This is a genomic window from Ihuprevotella massiliensis (genome assembly GCA_900095835.1).
Classification (GTDB): domain Bacteria; phylum Bacteroidota; class Bacteroidia; order Bacteroidales; family Bacteroidaceae; genus Alloprevotella; species Alloprevotella massiliensis.
This window is the reverse complement of the sequence record LT608321.1, coordinates 1327440-1347880: the sequence shown is the minus strand read 5'-3', so window position 1 is coordinate 1347880 and position 20441 is coordinate 1327440. Positions and strand designations below refer to the sequence as shown.

Genomic DNA, 20441 nt, shown 5'->3' with positions numbered 1-20441 from the left:
ATGAATAGAAGTTGCCAGAGATTTTCTCGTGTCGCGCAGAGAGATAAGCTCGACTGACAGTCAAGAGGCACATAGGATGTGGCGCAACAGGAGGTGATGGTGTGTGAGAATGAGTAGCTATTCGCAGGGACGAATGTCCTCAATCTGCAGTTGCACTTCACCGCGTTTGTGGCTGTTTTCTTCGATGGCGTAGCAGATGTCGAAAGCGCGACGCGTCTTGATATAGCGGGCTTGCGAACTCTGTCCGAAGGCGATGCCGTTCATGATCGTGTTGGACTTGTTGTCCACCAACTCGAGTTTGATGTGTTCTTGTCCGCGACCGACTACTTTGGAGGTGCCATAGTCGTAGACGCGGTGGGTGCAGAAGAGGGGACGCTCATTGCCTGGACCGAAGGGCGCGAATTTGCGCAGCTGTTGATAGAAATCGAAGTTTACATCTTGGAAATCTAAGACAGCGGTGATGTCAAGACTGGCTTGCGTCTGTTCGTCGAGGATATGTTGGGTCACATATTCTTCAAATCTTCGGGTGAACTCTGCCACATTCTCCGCAGGGAGTGTGAGTCCGGCAGCATAAGGGTGACCTCCGAAATTCTCTAGCAAATCTGCACAGCTGTGAATGGCTTTGTAGACATCAAATCCAGTGACGGAGCGAGCAGAACCAGTCGCCATGTCGCCCGTGCGTGTCAAGACCACGGCAGGACGATAGTATTGTTCGGTGACGCGAGAGGCTACAATGCCGATGATGCCTTTGTGCCACTCTTCGTTGTAGACCACGATGGCACGACGTTCTTCTAAACCTTCCATCTGACTCACTTGGTTGGTGGCTTGTTCGGTCATTTGACGGTCGAGATCCTTACGCGCTTCGTTGTAGAGATTGATGTGCGAGGCTTGTTCTAGAGCTACTTGGTAATCTTTTTCCACCAGAAGTTGCACCGCTTCTTTTGCATTTTGCATGCGACCAGAAGCGTTGATGCGTGGTCCAATCTTGAAGATGATGTCGTTCATCGTGAGTTCGCGATCGCGCAGTCCACAGACTTCGATGATAGCTTGTAGACCGATGGAAGGATTGGAGTTGAGACGTCGCAAACCATGGTGTGCCAGGATGCGATTCTCGCCCATGATGGGAACGATGTCAGAAGCGATGGACACGGCACAAAGGTCGAGAAGCTCATGGAGTCGGTTGAATTCGATGCCATTGTTGGCAGCAAAAGCTTGCATGAACTTGAATCCTACGCCACAACCTGAGAGGTGGGTATAGGGATATCGGTTGTCGCGACGTTTGGGGTTGAGAATCGCCACTGCAGGAGGGAGTACTTCGTCGGGCACGTGGTGGTCGCAGATGATGAAGTCGATGCCAAGTTCCTTGGCATAGGCTATCTCGTCGACGGCTTTGATGCCGCAGTCGAGCACAATAATGAGGCGCACGCCCATTTCTGCCGCAAACTCCACCCCCTTGCGCGACACACCATATCCCTCGTCGTAGCGATCGGGGATGTAGTAATCTACTTGGGAGTAGTGGTGGCTAATGAATTTATAGACCAATGCCACTGAGGTGACGCCATCGACGTCGTAATCTCCATAGACCATGATGCGCTCCTTACGTGCGATAGCCTCGTTGAGACGCTCCACAGCCACCTGCATGTCGTTCATGAGAAAGGGGTCGTGGAGGTCTGTGAGTTGGGGGCGGAAGAATCGCCGTGCTTCAAAAGGAGAATAGATGCCACGATCGCGCAGCATCTGACCAAAGACGGGATGCACACCCACTTGTGCAGCGAGGCGGGCGGCTTCGTTGGTTTCTTCTAAGGAAGGGGTGTGGTAGTTCCACTTATATATCATGGGGCAGGAGCTTTTGTGGAGAGCAGTTCTCCCTGTGTGGAGATAGAAATCAGTTGGAAGCTATTTTTACCTTGACTCTGAATGAGGAAACATACTTCGTAAATGAGGGGTCTCTTCATCTTTGGGTGATGCCCATTCTTCTTGAAACAATGAGGTGGAGGTTTCTAGCAACTGAACTGATAGACGAAATGAGCCGTATTTCGGCACGCTAAGTTAGTGATTTTTTTTGAGTTGTTGGTCGAAAATAGAGAGGTTTTTCCAGATAAAAAGCAAACCCACCCTTGTAAAACTGTTTACATGGGTGGGTTGTAAGGAGGGTGAGGAATGAACCTTGTGAGTTAGGGGAGAAGGGTTAGACTGTTTAGCTCAAAAGTTCTTTCACCTTGGTGCTAATGGCGCGACCATCTGCTCGTCCTGCCAAGCGTGCAGAGGCTACTCCCATCACTTTACCCATTTCTTTGGGAGAAGTGGCGCCTACTTCTGCGATGATGTCACGAAGTGCAGCGGTGAGTTCTTCATCGGTGAGCGGTTTGGGGAGGTAAGTTTCGATGACTGCTACTTCTGCCAATTCGCCTTCTGCAAGGTCGGGGCGATTTTGTTCGGTGTAAAGTTGGGCAGTATCGCGACCTTGTTTGGCAAGTTTTGCCAAAATCTTCATCGCAGCCTCGTCGGTGAGTTCACCATTGTTGCCAGGTGCGGTTTTGGCTTCGATGAAATACTTCTTGATGTTGCGCAACGCTTGGGTGCGCACTTTGTCTTTGGCCTTCATAGCGGCCATGATGTCTGTGCTGATTTGATCGAAAAGCATAGCAAAATAGTAGATTGATGGTGAATCAGTGAAGAGAGTTACAGTCTTTTTTTGTGGGACTGCATTTACTCAAGCATAATCTCGATGGGATGACTGCTTCCTCCGATTTCGTGAAGTTTAACTAGGTCATTGTCTGTGCGGCGCACTGTGGCACGTGCCTCAAGTTGGTGCACCAGTTCTTCGTTGTCCAACTCTTCATCGGCAAAGATGTAGATACGCGGACGGCGGCGCGACTTTTCGTTATTGGGATCGTAGTAGCGTCCTCGACGGTCGTCGCGAATCTTTTCTTGTTCGCGAGTTTGAGGAGTATCTTCTTCCTCTTTCGGCTTTTTGTGGAAACCAGAGGCAATGATAATCACCTTAACTTCGTCTGTGAGTCGAGGGTCTTCTACAAATCCAGGCTTAAAGTCAGGATTGGTCTTGAAGCCTTTCATGAAGTCGTCTACTTCATTGAGTTCTTCAATCATGAGTGCGTTGCCCGTGCTCTCAGGAGGACTGAAGATGGCAAGGCGCAACGAGAGACTCTTTTGCACATCCGTGTCGTTGAGAAGGGGAGAGTGGAGTGCACTTTGGATGGCTTCACGCAGTCTGTGTTCTCCTCTGCCTTCGCCTGTAGCCATAATCGCAGCCCCACCTCCTCGAAGACAGGTGTCGACGTCTTGGAAGTCGAGATTCATGCCGAAGAGTCCTTGGCGACCGCGCATCTTTATCACCTCTACGATGGAGTTTACCGCGTTGGTGAGTGTTTGGTCTGCCTTGCGGAAGGCGTTGAGCACTGAAAAATCGGAATATATCTCGAGCAATCGCTGATTGTTGATGACCAACAACGTATCTACTTCTTGTGCAATGCGTGCTACACCATCAAGGGCTTTGTCGATTTGCTTCGGCATTTCAAACTTGAAGGGGATAGTGACGATGCCCACGGTGAGGATGCCCAGTTTCATGGCTTCGCGAGCGATGATTGGCGCAGCTCCTGTGCCAGTGCCACCTCCCATGCCCGCCGTGATGAAGAGCATGTTAGTGTCGGTGCCGAGAGCCTTGATGATTTCATCCACGTGCTTCTCCGCAAGTTCAGCACCCTTCTCAGGGCGTCCGCCAGCTCCTAAACCAGGACCAAGCTGCACTTGGTGAGAGATGGGAGAGTCTTCGAGTGCTTTGGAGTCGGTATTGCACACGATGAAGTGTACTCCTTCGATGCCTTCACGATACATGTTGGCGACAGCATTACCACCGCCACCTCCTACACCGATGACCTTGATGTTGGCAGGGAGAGCCGGTGCTGTAGGAGGCAATTCTATATCGAGAGATGAGGTGTATAATTGTTCAGACATATAGTGTGACGGCGTTAGGTGAGATAGATGAAGCCTTGCGGTGAAGTACTTGTAAGGTGAATGCTGGAGAGGCTACAGCTGACGGAGGAGTGGAGATTAGCTTTCGATAATCTCCATACCTTGTGTCTTGCTGCGGATTTCACTGAGCTGTTCTTTGGTACGGCGGCAAGTGGGAATGGCTTCAACGAGAGATACAAGTTCTTCGTTCTCCAAATCTTCTGGTTCAAAAAGATAAATCTTGTAGAAACGTGGTTGAACACCCTTTGGATTGTTCGTTTGGTAGTATTGACCACGACGTTCTGCACGTTCGTTCTCCTCTTGAGCGTTGCGTTGTTCTTCTTCAGAATTCTTAGCTGCAAGGTGTTCTTCCATGCCTGGGATGGCATTAACGTCGAAGCCAGTGGCAAGAATCGTCACTTTCACCTTCTTACCCAAGGTGCGGTCGATAGATACCCCCCATTTGGTTTCGACATCCTTGCGGAATTCCGACATAAACTTGTCCACCTCGTTGATTTCTTCCATCATCAACTCTTGAGGTTCGTTGTCTTCGTCTGGGAGATCGTTGAAGGAGATCGAGAGGAGAATCTTTGTCGAACTCTTGATGTCGCGGTTGTTGAGGAGCGGAGAGTTGAGCGCATCTTCGATGGCTTCTCTCACACGGTTTTCACCTTCTCCATATCCTGTGCTCATGAGGGCGATACCCCCTTGGCGCAACACGGTGCAGACGTCTTGGAAGTCAAGGTTGATGATACCATGCATCGTGATAATTTCTGCGATGGATCGTGCAGCCGTAGAGAGTGTAGTGTCCGCTTTTTCAAATGCCGAACGGAAGGTAAGGTCTGGATACACCGTGCGCAACAATTCATTGTTGATTACCAAGAGCGCATCTACCTCCTTAGCGATAGCATCTACTCCATCGAGCGCTTGGTCAATCTTCTTGTTACCTTCAAATTGGAAGGGGATAGTGACGATACCCACTGTGAGAATGCCGCGCTCTTTGGCTTCGTGTGCAATCACGGGGGCTGCGCCTGTACCAGTACCACCGCCCATACCAGCAGTGATGAATACCATCTTGGTATTAGCATCTAGCAAAGCGCGGATTTGGTCGATACTTTCATTGGCAGCCTGACGAGCACGCTCGGGGCGGTTGCCAGCGCCAAGACCATCTTTTCCCAGTTGCACCTTGTAAGGTACGGGAGAATCCTGTAGCGCTTTGGAGTCGGTGTTGCAAACTGCGAAGTTCACCTCCTTGATCCCCGTGCGGTACATGTAGTTTACGGCATTTCCACCGCCACCACCCACGCCAATCACCTTGATGATGCTGGGAGTTGTAGCAGGATTGCCCATGTCTAGAATCATGTTGTCGCTGGGAGCTTCGGAAGCTGTCTGAGGCACATCGACAGAGCTTGTCGCGGTCTCAGAAGTTTCGTTAGTATCTGGAAAAGAGACTGTGGTGTCAGCTTCAAAACCCATATCGATGATGGGAGTCTCTTGGAAGTTATCGTTATTCTCACTCATAGGGGTAGGAGAGTTTGGGGGAAGGTTCTATGATGAAAAGGAGGAAATAAACATAGCATCGAGCATCAAGCGGAGTGTATCGAGTGGTTTGCGTCAAACTTAAGGGATTGTGCAGCTTATACAAGACTGTATGTTTCAAACGATGCCCCTTGAGCAGTCTGTATCCAACAATCCTTCTCAATCTGTGTGTGCTCCGAACGCAGAGAAGCTAAGTTGTCTAGTATGTTAGTCGTTGTCGCTGACCAGTGAAGAAAGGTATTTTACTGCGCGCTTAAACCAGCTGTCCTTTTTGGGCTTTGGTTCCTCTTGTTGTTCCGGTGTTTCTACAGCAGGAGTTTCGGGAACTTCAGGAGTTGCGTCCTGTGTTTCTTCGTGTTCTTCTGGGAACAACAAAGGTTGTTGAGGAGTCACGCGTTCGCCACCGTTGCAGTTGATTTCGCCGGTTTCGATAATCGCCAATCCCACGTTGTACGTTCCGCTTTGGTTGAAGCGGCTGTCGTCAGCAATCACGCTCAAACGAGGAGGTGTGTTCACGATGCGGATGTTGAGGTCTTTGAAATGTTGCTCAAATGCCTTGTTGATATTGCGCAGTTGGGCAGCTCCGCCAGTGACAATCACGCCATTAACGAGTTTGTCCAAATCGATATTAGCACGTTTGGCTTGTTCTGCCACGTTTTGTACGATTTCTTCCACACGAGCCTCGATGATTTCAAGCAGATTCTTCTGGCTATATTTGCGACCGCCCTCGAGAGTGATGTGAGACTCTTCGCTTTCTTCCAGGTTTTGGAAATCAGGATAACCATAAGTACGCTTCAATTCCTCAGCACGATTTTCGTCGCAGTTGAACACTTTTACGATGTCCTGAGTAATGTTGTCGCTACCCAATGGAATCACAGCTAGATGACGCAACAAACGACTCTTATACACCGCCACAGTAGTGGTTTGACTACCCATGTCCACGAAGATGCAACCCGAGTTGCGTTCTTGTTCCGTAGGAATCACGTTAGCCAAATCTGTAGCAGAAACAGTGAGTTTAGCAATCGTGATACCGGCACGACGGAAGCACGTTTCGATAGTTTCAATCACTGTGCTATTGCAAGAGATGTTGAGGAAGTCGGCACGGATGTTATCGCTTTGCATGCCCACGGGTTCATTGGTCACCATCGAACCCACGCGATATTCCAGAGGAATAGCTTCCAAATAAAGATGATCATTGCTGCGTGTCTCTTGGTTGTGTTCGAGCACCATGCGCACCACGTCAGATGTAATGGTTTCGCGTGAACTGAAAGGTAGGGTCACGCTGTTGGTGATAGAGCGAATGCCCATGCAGTTGACCGATACATAGAACTTTCCTATGTTGCAGTTGATTTTCTCTTCCAGATGTTCTTTGATGTTTTTCAAGCAGTTGGTCATTTTCTCCAAGTTGTAGACACGACCTTTGCTAATGAACTCTGAGGAAAGGGTGGAGATGAAGGAGAGCACCTTGATGCTACCGTCAGCGGTCTTCTGACCTACGATGCCAGTGGTTTGGAACGATCCAAGAACAATGGCTGCAATGAAGCTGTCTTGTGGCATAGGAAGATAGTTTTCTTATTATCGGTTGTGGAAGAGTTTTTATTTTGAGGTCCAGTGTCGAAGCACTGAAGCAAGAGTAGTCTTTGCTGGACTGAGCTGCCAAAGAGACGGTTGGAGGAATGAGCAGAGATTAGGGCTCTTGTTTGATGCCAATCACCTGATTCTCATACGCTACTGAGATAGCTTGGTAGCGGTTCCAGCCCACGTTGGGCAACACCTTTTCATAGAAAGCGCGAAGGTTGTTGAGTTTTTGGTCAAAATTTTCCGCTTTTCCGAGGTGCACCAATGCATTGCCCACACGGAGCACCAAATCGATGTCCTGATTGGGCTGTACTTGGATTTGCATCACCTGATTGTTCCAAAACTCGTCTTGACTGAGCAACATTCCTAAAGGAAGCAGGCTTTTTTTGACAAAAGTATTGGTCACCTGACCAGTCACCACAGGCAAGTCCGCTTCGTATCCGCGAGCTGCCATGGGATATCCCTTGCTGTCCACGTAGTAGTCTTCGCCATTGTCAGCGATGATGCGCAGCAGCGGTAGGCGTTGCACCACAAACACATTCACGTTTTCGCCAGGCGTCTTCATGCAAATTGCCTCGCGGATAAACGGATCTCTTTGTAGTTTGTTTTGAATCTGAATCAAATCTACATCCTTCATCGATCTGCCGATAGGATAGAGGTTCGCTTTGCGCAGCATCATGTCAATATCTTTTGCGGTGATGAGCGTAGCTTGCGCGCTGTCGGCGATGACAATGTTGAGGCTTCTGCACTGCTTTGTGTCTTCGCGCGTGATGAAAGTGAAAAGCGCGAAAATCAGATAGGCAGTCATGCCAAAAAGCATCAGAAGTTTGAACAGTGGACGCATGAAAAGGAAAAATCAGAGCTTAGAGTTGAGAGAAGGCTGCGTAGCCTATGGACTGTGCGACAGCCATCACGAGTGCCGAGTCACTCTGCGTGGAGACATCTCGTTAGGGAGCAATAGCTATGCTTTTGTCGCCTGCTTTTTGAGAAGAATCTCTGTGAGTTGAGGGCAATAAGTGTCGGCATCACCAGCGCCAAGCACCACTAAAACGTCGAAGTCACCTTCAGCAACGATTTGTGGTAACTCCGTGAGGTGCGCCATACGCTTTGTCATCTCGGGACGCAGGCGGTCGAAAATGAGTTGTGAGTTCACCCCTTCGATGGGCAATTCTCGAGCAGGGTAGATGTCGAGCAAAATCACTTCATCGAGCAGTGAGAGCGCGTCTGCGAAATCTTTGTAGAAATCGCGAGTGCGTGTGTAGAGATGCGGTTGGAAAATAGCCGTAATCTTGCGACCATCGAAGACCTCACGCAGCGAAAGGATGCTTTGCTTAATCTCCGCAGGGTGGTGTGCATAGTCGCTGAGGAAAACGCAGTCCTCATTTTTAATCTTGAAATCAAAACGGCGATCCACCCCTTCAAATGTGAGCATTGCTGCGCGAATCTCTTCGGCAGAAACTCCAGCGAGCTGTGCCAAGGCACAAGCTGCAATACCATTCTCGATGTTGATGCTCACGGGCACACCGAGTTCGATGTCTGCGATGTTGCCCAAGGGCGACACCAAATCGAAGACGATGCGACCACCTCCGATGCGGATGCGTTCGGCATGGAAGTCCCCTTCGGTGCGGCTGTAGTCATAGCGACGCACACCCGCTTGGAGACGCTCTTCAAAGCGCAAACCGCGGTGCACCACCAAAGCTCCTCCGGGTTGGATGAGCGAAGTGTAGTGGGCAAAGCTCTCCAGATAGGCTTCTTCAGTGCCGTAGATGTCCAAGTGGTCAGGGTCGGCAGAAGTAATAGCTGTGGCATAAGGACGGAGGTGATGGAAGGAGCGGTCAAATTCGTCCGCTTCGATCACCACATATTCGCTTTCAGCCGAAAGCAGATAGTTAGTGCCATAGTTTTTGGTGATGCCCCCCAAGAAGGCATTGCATCCCACATGACTTTGGTGCAGCAGGTGCGCCGTCATTGCCGAAGTGGAGGTCTTGCCGTGTGTGCCTGCCACACAAAGTCCCTTCATGGACTGGGTGAGCGTGCCCAACACCTGTGCGCGCTTGTGGAGTTCAAAACCATTTTCGCGAAACCATGCCATTTCTTGATGATCGGCAGGGATGGCAGGTGTGTAGACCACCAATGTTTGTTGGGGATTGCGGCAAGGTGCCGGAATTAATTCGGGATTATCTTCAAAATGAATCTCGATACCTTCAGTCTGGAGAGCATCGGTGAGTGTGGAAGGAGTGCGATCGTAGCCTGCCACAAAAAGACCTTGTTGGCGAAAATAGCGTTCGAGTGCACTCATGCCGATACCACCGGCACCTAAAAAGTAGACAGCGTTGAAATTCATATAGAGTAGATGGGATGAGATTCGTAGTGTGAAGTTATGGGAGATGTGTAGCTCGCACAGACACAGTCAGCTGTGTACTTTAGGGTGCGCGGACTATGCCTTCTGTTGTGCTAGAGCAATAGCAAATTGTGCGATGTCGTGTGCCGCATTAGGTTTGGCAAGCTGGAGTGCATTTTCCGATAAGCGTTGGAGTGTTGCCGTGTCGCGCACCGTTGCCACCGCTTGTTCGAGGAGGGTGGTGGGAGCATCTGCGTCCGTGACATAGCGCGCTGCGTCTTTGTTTACGAGAGCCAGAGCGTTGTGTGTTTGGTGGTCTTCAGCCACATTGGGAGAAGGCACGAGAATCGAAGGTTTGCCCAGCAGGCAAATTTCACTGATGCTCGAAGCTCCTGCACGGCTCACCACCAAGTCGGCAGCAGCATAGGCAGCGCTCATGTCGCTCACAAACTCTGTGACGTGGAGATGAGCAGGTGGGGTGGTTTGTGCCAATCGTTCTTGGATGTTTGCACTATAAAACTTACCCGTTTGCCACAAAATCTGCACGTCTTTTTGTTGTGTCAACCATTCCAGGTGGTTCAGCACACTCTCGTTGAGCGTGCGTGCTCCAAGGCTACCCCCGATGATGAGAATGGTCTTCAAGTCGGGACGCAGTCCAAGCTGTTGGCGAGCCGCTTCGGGAGAAAGGTTGTGGTGCAAAAGATTCTGACGCACAGGGTTACCCGTCAGGACAATGCGCTCTGCAGGGAAGAATCGCTCCATACCTTCATACGCCACGCAGATTTTCTTTGCGCGCTTGGCGAGGAGTTTGTTGGTCACCCCAGCATAGGAATTTTGCTCTTGTAGCAGGGTGGGAATGCCCATTTTGCCACACATGTTGAGAGTCGGACCACTGGCATAACCGCCCACGCCGACTGCCACCATGGGCTTAAACTCCTTGATTACGCGCTTAGCGATGCGCTGCGAACGCCATAGTTTGAGCAGCACGCCAAAGTTTCGCCACAATCTTTTGCGGTCGAATCCGGCAATGGGCAGACCAACAATGCGATAACCTGCGGCAGGCACGCGCTGCATTTCCATGCGACCTTCCGCCCCGACAAAGAGAATTTCTGCTTCGGGGTGTAGGGCTTTTATTTCGTTGGCAATGGCAATGGCAGGGAAGATATGCCCCCCTGTTCCTCCGCCACTGATGATGACTCTCAATTCGTTCATGTTCAGAGACTTTTCAGCAAAACGAGCCCAGTAAGGGCAAGTTAGTGTCAATATCTGAGCAAAAGTAACAAATAAATTCCGAGTTTGCCCCTCTTTTGTAGAAAAAAGTACCAAAAAAAATCGGAAGTCGTTAGTTTGACTTCCGATTTATCAATTTTTACATCGTAAAACCTCTATTGGGACGTTGAGAGGATTCTTTGTATTATTTCACGATGATGAGGTAGTAATTCTTCTTACCTTTTTGTGCGAGGAGGTATTTGCCATCGAGCAAATCATCTTCTGTGAGTTCGCGGTCGAAGGCTTCGAGCTTTTCCTTATTGATGCTTACGCCGCCACCTTGGGTGAGTTTGCGCATCTCGCCTTTAGAGGGGAAGGCTTTGGTGGTTTCAGCCAAGAGGTCTACGGCTTTTGCACCTACCACTTGGTCGCGGTTCACTTCAAACTTCTGCACACCGTCGAAGACCGCCAAGAGCGTAGCTTCATCGAGCTTGAGCAAGTTTTCCTTAGTAGCCTTGCCGAAGAGGATGTTGGTGGCTTCCACTGCCATTTCGTAGTCTTGCTGACCATGCACGAGCACAGTGACTTCTTGACCGAGGCGCTTTTGCAAGTTGCGGAGACCAGGATTTTGACGATGCTCTTCGATGAGGCTGTCAATTTCTTCCTTGGTGAGGTCGGTGAAAATCTTGATGTAGCGTTCTGCTTCCTCGTCGCCCACATTGAGCCAGAATTGGTAGAAAGCATAAGGCGTGGTGCGGTTGCGATCGAGCCAGATGTTGCCTTGTTCGGTCTTACCAAACTTCTTGCCGTCTGCCTTGGTGATGAGGGGGCAAGTGAGGGCAAAGGCTTCATTGTCAGCACCCAATTTGCGACGAATTAATTCCGTACCGGTGGTGATGTTACCCCATTGGTCGCTACCACCCATCTGGAGTTTGCAGTTCTTCTCTTGATAGAGGTGGAGGAAGTCGTAGCCTTGGAGCAATTGGTAGGTGAATTCTGTGAAAGACATGCCTTCGGCAAATTCGCCATTGAGACGACGCTTCACGCTGTCTTTAGCCATCATGTAGTTCACGGTGATGCACTTACCGATTTCGCGTGCAAAGTCGAGGAAGCTGTAGTTCTTCATCCAGTCGTAGTTGTTCACCAACTCGGCTGCATTGGGGGCATCGCTTTCAAAGTCGAGGAAGCGTGATAATTGTTCCTTGATGCACGCTACATTGTGACGGAGAGTTTCCTCATTGAGCAAATTGCGCTCAGCACTCTTGCCCGAAGGGTCTCCTATCATGCCAGTAGCACCACCCACGAGAGCGAGGGGCTTGTGACCTGCTTGTTGAAGATGGCGAAGCATCATCACACCACAGAGGTGACCAATGTGGAGAGAGTCGGCTGTGGGGTCGATGCCCACATAGGCCGTCACCATTTCTTTTTCAAAAAGTTCGTCGGTGCCTGGCATCATTTGGTGGAGCATGCCACGCCATTTGAGTTCTTCTACAAAATTCATCGATGTATTTTTGCTTTTTTTGAATTGTCGATTCGCCAATGCTCCAGTTGCCTCTGTCTGTGCAGTAGCTTCCAAAAGCATGTTGTCATGTGCAAAAGTACGACTTCTTGCGCGGTCTACCAAAATTTTGAGGCAAAGTGTTGAAAAGTAGGCAGCATCAGTCGCGTACAAGGCGTCGGCAGAACCCTATGAGGGGCAATGAGGCTATGGTCACCCATATTCCCATCAAGAGATAATACACCCCTGGCATATTGGTGGGGAAGATGACTGCAATGAGGGCAACATTGGCATGAAGGTAAGCCACGACTTCGCGCGGCGTGACGCGGGTGCCCAAGAGTTCGGTGCAGTTTTTCGCTAAAGTGATGAAGGCTTGTTGCTGTGCCAACCATTTGATGAGGGAAAAGCGCAAAATCATGAGGAGGAAGGCTGCACTGGAGTCTAATTTTTCGGTGCTGCGACGCACTGTAGAAGGAGTGACAGAAGTTGTAGGGTTCATGGTGTTGGTGTCGTTCTATGTGAGTATTGTGATGTTTTGATGGTGCAAAGATAGGATGTCTTTGTGACGCTGTGTGTCAATCATGAAGTTGCGTCGTTAAATCTTCGTAGTTTTTAGCGCACCTTCGTGTTATTCTTGCTAAGAAAACTCAGAGGTGAAAATGGGAATGGGACGAGCTAGGGAAATCATGGGATTTGGGTAGCTCCTCAACCGCCCTCGCGCGTGACACGCGCGCGCATCCCCTGGAGTTTTGCACTTTTTGCTTTCACAACCTTCACACGCAGTCCGATTTTCTCCGACGTTTTCGAGAAAACGTGCGACTTTTTTTCTTTTTTCTCCCACGTTTTTTGAATTATCTCCGACGTTCTTTTTCAAAGCTCCCACAAAGGTGGATGTGTGAAGGTTGTGAAAGCAAAAAGAGCGATTTCCCTGTAATGCGAGCGCGTGTCACGCGCGCGTGAGAAAACATTAGACGTTAGAGATTAGACGTTAGAGATTAGACATTAGACGTTAGACATTAGATGTTAGAGATTAGATTTTAGACGTTAGAGGTTAGACATTAGATTTTAGACATTAGACTTTGGGAATTAGTCGAGCAGTTAGAGAGTGGCTATAAGGTGAAAGAGGAACTTACTTGTCGTGGACGTAGAGGAGATTTTTCTTGTAATACTGTTTTGTTGATATCTTTACATTGCAAAATAGTGGGTATGTAAAGAAAAAACTGCACTTTTTTGCCGATTTTTCTCACTTTGGGTATTTTGCTTCCCATGTATTTATAGGGGGCATGAGATTGAAGGGCCAAAAAAACAGGGTGTTTGATAAAGGGCAAACTGCTGCGTTATTTTCGACATTCAGCTTTGGTCACGTACTTCAGTACGCTCCCTTCAGCCTCCATCTTAATGTCTTGCATTTTATCCCTTTATCAAACACCAAAAGGAGATGCTGCAAAAACGAGTTTTGCAACATCTCCAAACTAATTAGAAAGTATGAAACGATCGTGTTACTTCACGATAACCTTGTGGCCGTTGATCACGTAGATACCAGCAGGGAGGCTGTTCACGTCGTCAACACGCACACCGGAGAGGGTGAAGGTACCCTTCGTCTTGCTAGCAGGAGCAAGGACACCAGTCTTGATGAGGGTGATGATTTGGTTGGCTGGGATCACGAGGTCACCATTTTCGGTAGTTTCGGGGAGCTTGCCGAAGTAACCTGCGTTAGGAGCAGCCTTGTCGCCCTGTTCTGAGAGCACCACTTTCGTGCGGTCGGGGCTCAACAGACCATTGTTTTCGCGAAGAGGAGTAAAGTCAAATGTACCATAAAGACCATTCACAGCTTCAGCGGGCTTGTTGGTTGGCTTGAGGTCGTTGAGTGTCTTAGCAGTGGTGAAGAGGAGGGCAGTGCCCTTGTTGTTTGCACTAGGCTTGAACACATAACCTTGACCAGCCTTGAGCTTTCTGTCTGTTACAGCCTTGAGCACAACGTCCTTAGTGTCTGCCTTCTGACCGATAACGGTGTAGAAGTTACCATTTGCGTCTTCTTCAGTGAACTCAGCGTCGATGGGGAGAGTCACAAATTGGAGGCCTTCCTTAGCAGCAAGTTGGTAGGTGAAGCCTTCTTCGAGCACGTTCTTGATTTGTTCGTCTGTAACAGGATGGAATGAGAACGCAGAGTTGTCATTTTCCTTTGCAGCAAGCCAAGTCACGATGGTCTTAGAAGATGGATCTGCATTGACGTAAGGATAGTTGGCTTCAGTGGGATCGGTAGATACGAAGCGGAAAGCACCTGGGAAGTTGATGAACTCCACCTTGAAGACATAAGGAGTCTCAGAGAGCATCATGGCGCGTTGTTGCTTCTTATCGTCGCGAGAGAGGTAGAGACCATTGAAGATATTGCGGAAGGTGTAGCCACCACCGTCCACCTTTTCTACTTGCCAGAAGTAGTCGAGGTGTTGCTTGCGGTCGGGAGTATCTTCAAATTCACCATTTACAGTGGCAGAAGGTTGGCGACCTGCTATGCACACTTGGTCGTTGGTGGTGGTAGAAGAGTTGCGCACAGAGAGTACGTTGTGATAAACCTTCTTGTTGCTAGATTCGCTCTGGATGATGTAGATGCCACTACCAGGTACGCGGAGCTTGCTTTCGAAGGTAGTAAGTGCAGCGTTGAGTTGTGCAACGATGTTGTTGATTTCCTCTACGTTGGCAGCCTTCACATCGGTAATAGCCTTGAGGTCAGCGAGCGCCTTATCGCGAGCAGCCTTGAGGGCTTCCTTCGCACCATCTTGGTAGTAACCCAGTCCTTCGCCTTCTTGTGCCTTGTCGAGACGGCCATTGATGAGGTTGGCAACGTCGGTGACGCGAGTGACATCGGGATAGTTGGAGCGGAACTTTTCGTAAGCAGCCTTGAACTTTTCGATGGTAGCTTCAGAAGCTGCCTTCTTATCGAGTTCAGCTTCGGCAGTCTTGATGACGTCTTGGAGAGCTTGCATCACGTCGGCAGGAACACCAGCGTTGGGTGAGTTGAGCTTGTCGTATTCACCCTTGTAGACACGAAGTTCGTTGGCATAAACAAAACCGCTTGGGTTGTTGTCCATTCGATCTACAATCTCAAGACGGAGGTACTTGTACTCTTCGTCGAAGCCGAGAGCTGCGAAACCAACTTTGCGACCGTTTTCTGTGCCGTCAGCGGCGAGCATCTTGGTAGCGTAGTTGAATGTGCCAGAAGTGAGGGGCACCCAGCCATCCTTCTTCCAAGCGTCGTAGTCGTATTGACCTTCGATGGGAGCGCCAGCTGCATCCACTTTTTGCACCTTGCCCTTAGCTAGTGCACTTTCGTCCTTTGCACCCCAGAGGATAACCTTCTTGGGAGCACCAGAGGCTGCATTGGCAACGAGACGTTCACCCCATTTCACTACGATGCTTTTGACAGGGTTGTCCAATTTGAAGTTGAAGAAGTGGTGTGCGTTCCAAGCATGTTCGCCACCATGCCATGTGGTGTGGAAGAAGGTGCCGAGGTCTTTGTCGAACAATACGTTGATGTCCTTACCTTCCTCGGGGTCTGCCATGGGGCAAGAAATCTGAGCTTCAGAAGTTACAAGACCATCGAGTTCGTTGAAGTCACCCTTGAGTGCAGATTCGAGCTTCTTGCCGTCAGAACCAACAGGGAAGTAAACATTACCATTGATGATTTCTTCCTTCGCCTTTTCCACGAGAGCCTTGAGCTCGATGTTGCGCTTGGGTTGAGCGATGAGTGCCTTGAGTTGTTCCACTTCTTCCTTGCTGATGGTGCGAGTGTGCCAAGAAGATGCTTTGGCAGTAGCGCCCCATACTACAGTGCTGTAGCCACTCACTTGCGCGTGAATACCACCATTGTTGACAAGTTTGTCTGAAGTGAAGGTGAGGTAACCAGGTTCGTCAGCATTAGCACCGATGGAGAATGCTGCCTCTGGTTTTTCGGTCATCGTAATGTTACGATAGTAGTTAGGTTGTGGACCGATGTAGCGACCAGTTTCGAGGTTGCGGAAGTAGAACTTGCCTTCTTCGCCAGTAGCGATAACTTCCCACACGAACTTCGCCAAGTTATAGCTAACGGGGTCGTTGTGATGATATTCTACTGCGTCGTTTTCCTTACCAGACCAGCTGAGACCATTGGCACCAAAGGTTACTGCACCTTGGTCGTAGAGTGCTGTGCCGTCGTAGCCTGATTCGTTTTCACCACGCCAGTTGGTGATGATGTAGTAACCTGGGATGAGGGGATTAATCGCCGTTACGAATGCATTGTAAGTGGGCTTGAGCTCATCGATAATCTTGTAGATTTCTTCGTCAGACAATTTGGTAGTACCTTCGGTCACTCCCTTTGCCTTGTTCCACAATTCTACCAAGGTCTTGTGCTTCTCGGCATCGTATTCACCAGAACCGCTACCGATGCGATAGTTCTTGAGCACTTCTTCGAGCGTCTTGCCTTCGGGCACGATCTCTTGCATTGCAGTTTCGAGAGCTTCATTAGCAGACAACTTGATGGCAGAACGAAGAATCCATGCATTTTGGTTGTAGTCTGTGCCGATAGAAACCTTGCCACCGCTCAACAAGAATTGGTATTGAGCATATTGGTTGTTGGGGTCGAGAGATTGTGCAGAAGCAATGATCAATTCACCAGGAGCTACGCTTTCGGAGATGTAAGTAGCCTTCTGAAGATTGAGTTCATCGCCATCTACCTTTGAACGCCAGATGTAAGCATCGATACCCTTGTACTTCACGGGATCTTTGTCGCCTTCAACGTAGTCGTAGGATTCTTCTGGATTCTTTTCTTCCACTTCCACAACGACCACCTTCCAAGCGCGTTCCACTTGTTTGGTGTAGAAAGAAGCTGAACCAGGAAGAGCTACGTATTCGCCATTTTGGCACTTGATGTAGTAAACTTCAAGACCGTTTACTTTTTCGTTAGCCTTCTCAAAGGTGAAAACGCCCTTGTCGTTAAAGCCAGATGCGCTGTTGATGAATCCATCACCGAAAAGGTAGGCTGCAGTTCCTGCTTTGGCAGAGGCTGCACTTTGGAATACATATTGTTTGCCTGCTTCGATTTCTGCTGCAGCAACAGGATCTTCGCTGACGCTTACAGACCAGTAGTCAGCAGCTGCGTTGATGGAACCCACTGAGGTGAGTACGCAAGCTGCCATCATTGTTTGGTAGATGTGTTTCATGATAGAGTATTTGAATGATTGTTTTATTGAATTCGTTGAAGTGGGGCGAGTGTTCGCCACTTGAATAACGGGGGCAAAGATACAAATGATTTTGTAACTACAAAAAAAAACGGAGTAGTTTCTGTGTATTTTGCAAAGTTTATATTTCAAATTTGCGGTGAAGATATAGGCGTTTTCTAAACAAAGGCAAAGAAAAGTCCACCTCTCAGTGAGAAGTGGACTTGAAAAGTAATGTGTAGCTAGCAAAATGTGCGATTTTGCGCGACACCGTTATTATTTCTTTTTCATCACCCCTTCGGGGAGCATGATGATGGTGGCGCGGTTGCGGTCACGAAGGAGGACACCATTGACAAAGGCTTTGATGTCGGCAGAGGTGACGGCGTCGAGGGTTTCGAGATAGTTCTTGCGACCATCTTTGCCCCAGTTGTTCTTGGCTGAAATCAAACCTTGCCAGTAGCCATTGCGACGTTGGGCTTCTTCGTATTCCTTGTGCTCAAATTGCTTCACCTCGTTCAATTCCTCATCGGTGACACCGTCTTTGGCGATTTCATTGAGGCCCTGATCCATGAGAAGGAGCACAGAGTCTACCTTTTCGGGGGTGAAAGGAGCGAACACTTGAAGAGCGTAGATGTCTTTCGCACCGTAGCTGAGATTAGCATCAGCCCCCACGTTGTAAGCCATACCGCCATCTTCGCGGATAGACTTGAGATAACGCTTGGTCAAGATAGCACCGAACACATTGGCCACTTGAGCTTCCTTCAAGCTGTAGGGGTGGTTGCCTTGCCAGTACTGAATGAGCATGGCTTGAGGGGTTTCCATCTTGCGCTCGAAGCGATTTTCTACGACACCCTTGCGAGCATCGAGATTGAGCTTGGTGTAAGTCTCGCGCTTCTTCACTGCGGTGAGGGGAGCAATGTATTGTTCGGTGAAGGCACGGAGAGAATCTTCGTTGATAGCACCGGTGAAGTAGAAGTCGAAATCTCCACCCTTGTCGAAGCGCTGAGCATAGAGTTGCTTGATCTTTTCGTAGTCAGCCTTGTCGAGGTCAGCGAGTGTGAGCTGTGCCTTGCGGGGGTTGTTGCCATAGAGGGTGCGACGAATAGAGTCGCCAAATGCCTTCTGAGGATTCTTATCAGCGTTTTCCAAAGCGGTGCGAAGATTGTTGAGCACTGTGCGGTAAGCATCAGGGTCGTTCATGGGCTTTTGGAAACGGAGATAGAGGAGTTCGAAGAGGGTGCGCAAGTCTTTGGGAGTGGCGCTACCAGAGAGACTTTCACTGTAGTTGCTCAAACCTGTAGAAAGGCTGACTTGTTTGCCGGTGAGTTTCTTCTCTAACTCGGTGGCGTTGAAGTCGCCCCAGCCTACACTTGACATCACGGGATCGATGAGGCGAACGTTGGCGAGATCTTTTTCTGCGAACTTGCTAGTACCACCGAAACTGCTAGCATGGAAGAGGATTTGAGCATCGTTGAAGTCGGTCTTCTTGAAGAATACGCGAGCACCGTTGCTGAGAGTCCATTGTGTGTAGCCGAAATCGGCAGCGTTAGTCTTCACAATCTTACCCTTCTTAGGGAGTTTTTCCACGAGAGGACCAGTCTTCACATTGTCCACGTAAGCTTCGATTTTGGCATTAACGCCAGCTTCGATCGCCGCTTTCATTTCTTCGACGGTGGGCACTTTCGTGTTGTCGTTCTCGGGGTACATACCCAAGAATACGAAGTTCTTCTGCGTGTCGGCAGTAAGCTCTTGAATCACTCCATTCACTGCCTCAGCATTGATCATGGAAGCAATCATTTTGTAGGCGTTGAATTCGTCTTCTACGCTGGGGATACCCTTCTTTTCCAAGAAGTGGCGCACGTATTGTGAAGTGTAGAAATTGTGCTTCTGCTTGGTGCGGTTGTTGTAAATCACTTCAAGTCCGCTGATGATGTTCTCAGAAGCACGCTTCACTTCCGATTGGCTGAGTCCGAACTTGGCAGCGCGTTTTATTTCTGCCATCACAGCAGTCACAGCAGCAGCATCTTGTCCGGGTTTGGGAGTGAGGCTCACAGAGAAGCAGTCGGCAGTCTTGGAGAGCAAGTAGTTCTCATAGCTCACACCAGCATTGAGGAAGGGGCAGTCTTCCTTCTGGGCAAGTTCGCTAAGACGAGCATTGATGCCTTGTGTAGCAAGCGCCAAGATATAGTCTTGCATGATTTCGGCAATCGTACCGCGCATCTCTTCGGGCATGGGGTCGGTCTTGAACATGAACGAGAGAGAAGCCACGGTCATTTCCTTGTCCTTGTCGATGACATAGATGGGCTGTTCGTTGTTGGGCACAGGATAAGTTTCGTATTGCGCTGCGTTGGCAGGCATCACCACGGCACCAAGGATAGATTTCACCTTAGCTTCCACCTCATCTACGTTGATATCACCTACAATCACGACCCCTTGCAGGTCGGGACGATACCACTTCTTATAGTAGGCACGGAGAAAATCGGGTTCGAAGTTGTCGATGATTTCCATCAAACCAATGGGCATGCGGTGACCGTACTTGCTGCCAGGGTAGAGTTCGGGCAGGCGACGCTCGAGGATGCGCATCACAGCGCTGGAACGCATGCGCCATTCTTCGTGAATCACACCACGCTCCTTTTGGATTTCTTCCTTTTCGAGGAGCAAACCGCCAGACCAGTCTGCAAGGATGAGGAGACAAGAATCGACATTGCGACCTTTCACGGGCACATTGTCAATGTTGTACACAGTTTCGTCAGTAGAAGTGTAGGCGTTGAGGTTTTCACCAAACTTCACACCAATACTCTCGCAGTATTTAATGAGTTGGCCATCTTTTGGGAAGTGCTTCGAACCATTGAAGGCCATGTGTTCGAGGAAGTGTGCCAAGCCACGTTGGTTGTCATCTTCTTGCACCGAACCCACCTTTTGGGCAATGTAGAAGTTTACTTGTCCTTTGGGCTCTTCGTTGTGGCGGATGTAGTAGGTCAATCCGTTGGGGAGCTTGCCGATGCGCACCTCTTTATCCACGGGGAGAGGAGGGAAAGCATCCTGTGCCACCACGGGAGTGACCACTAGAGCCACAAGACTCAGGAGGAATAGCTTAATTTTTTTCATATAT

General features: G+C 49.4%; 12 protein-coding genes. All 12 read right to left on the bottom strand.

Features of this window, described 5'->3' with window-relative positions:
• Positions 1-117: 117 nt before the first annotated feature.
• Entirely contained in the window at positions 118-1836 is a 1719-nt protein-coding gene (gene recJ / locus BQ2633_RS05625; protein WP_075565655.1) for a single-stranded-DNA-specific exonuclease RecJ, read from the bottom strand.
• Positions 1837-2197: 361 nt separating this feature from the next.
• Complete coding sequence (locus BQ2633_RS05620) at positions 2198-2644, bottom strand: GatB/YqeY domain-containing protein (protein ID WP_075565653.1); 447 nt, start codon at positions 2642-2644, stop codon at positions 2198-2200.
• 65 nt (positions 2645-2709) lie between these two features.
• A complete protein-coding gene (locus BQ2633_RS05615; RefSeq protein ID WP_075565651.1) occupies positions 2710-3975 on the bottom strand; it encodes a cell division protein FtsZ in 1266 nt (421 codons plus the stop codon).
• A 96-nt stretch (positions 3976-4071) separates the two neighbouring features.
• Complete coding sequence (gene ftsZ / locus BQ2633_RS05610) at positions 4072-5334, bottom strand: cell division protein FtsZ (protein WP_075567239.1); 1263 nt, start codon at positions 5332-5334, stop codon at positions 4072-4074.
• Positions 5335-5718: 384 nt separating this feature from the next.
• On the bottom strand, positions 5719-7068 hold the full coding sequence (ftsA, locus tag BQ2633_RS05605) for a cell division protein FtsA (protein ID WP_075565649.1): 1350 nt from the start codon (positions 7066-7068) through the stop codon (positions 5719-5721).
• A gap of 130 nt (positions 7069-7198) precedes the next feature.
• Positions 7199-7933, bottom strand: coding sequence for a cell division protein FtsQ/DivIB (locus BQ2633_RS05600; protein WP_075565647.1), 735 nt, complete (start codon positions 7931-7933; stop codon positions 7199-7201).
• Positions 7934-8050: 117 nt separating this feature from the next.
• A complete protein-coding gene (locus BQ2633_RS05595; RefSeq protein WP_075565646.1) occupies positions 8051-9433 on the bottom strand; it encodes a UDP-N-acetylmuramate--L-alanine ligase in 1383 nt (460 codons plus the stop codon).
• Positions 9434-9526: 93 nt separating this feature from the next.
• Positions 9527-10642, bottom strand: a complete 1116-nt coding sequence (gene murG / locus BQ2633_RS05590) for an undecaprenyldiphospho-muramoylpentapeptide beta-N-acetylglucosaminyltransferase (protein ID WP_075565645.1) — start codon at positions 10640-10642, stop codon at positions 9527-9529.
• A 202-nt stretch (positions 10643-10844) separates the two neighbouring features.
• Positions 10845-12140, bottom strand: a complete 1296-nt coding sequence (tyrS, locus tag BQ2633_RS05585) for a tyrosine--tRNA ligase (protein WP_075567237.1) — start codon at positions 12138-12140, stop codon at positions 10845-10847.
• A gap of 157 nt (positions 12141-12297) precedes the next feature.
• Positions 12298-12636 carry a hypothetical protein gene (locus BQ2633_RS05580; RefSeq protein ID WP_075565643.1) on the bottom strand — a complete coding sequence of 113 codons (339 nt, stop codon included), beginning with the start codon at positions 12634-12636 and terminating at the stop codon, positions 12298-12300.
• Positions 12637-13636: 1000 nt separating this feature from the next.
• Positions 13637-17332 carry an RICIN domain-containing protein gene (locus BQ2633_RS05575; RefSeq protein WP_075565642.1) on the bottom strand — a complete coding sequence of 1232 codons (3696 nt, stop codon included), beginning with the start codon at positions 17330-17332 and terminating at the stop codon, positions 13637-13639.
• 273 nt (positions 17333-17605) lie between these two features.
• Positions 17606-20437: a M16 family metallopeptidase gene (locus tag BQ2633_RS05570; protein ID WP_075565640.1), complete on the bottom strand. Its 2832-nt coding sequence runs from the start codon at positions 20435-20437 to the stop codon at positions 17606-17608.
• Positions 20438-20441 lie beyond the last annotated feature (4 nt).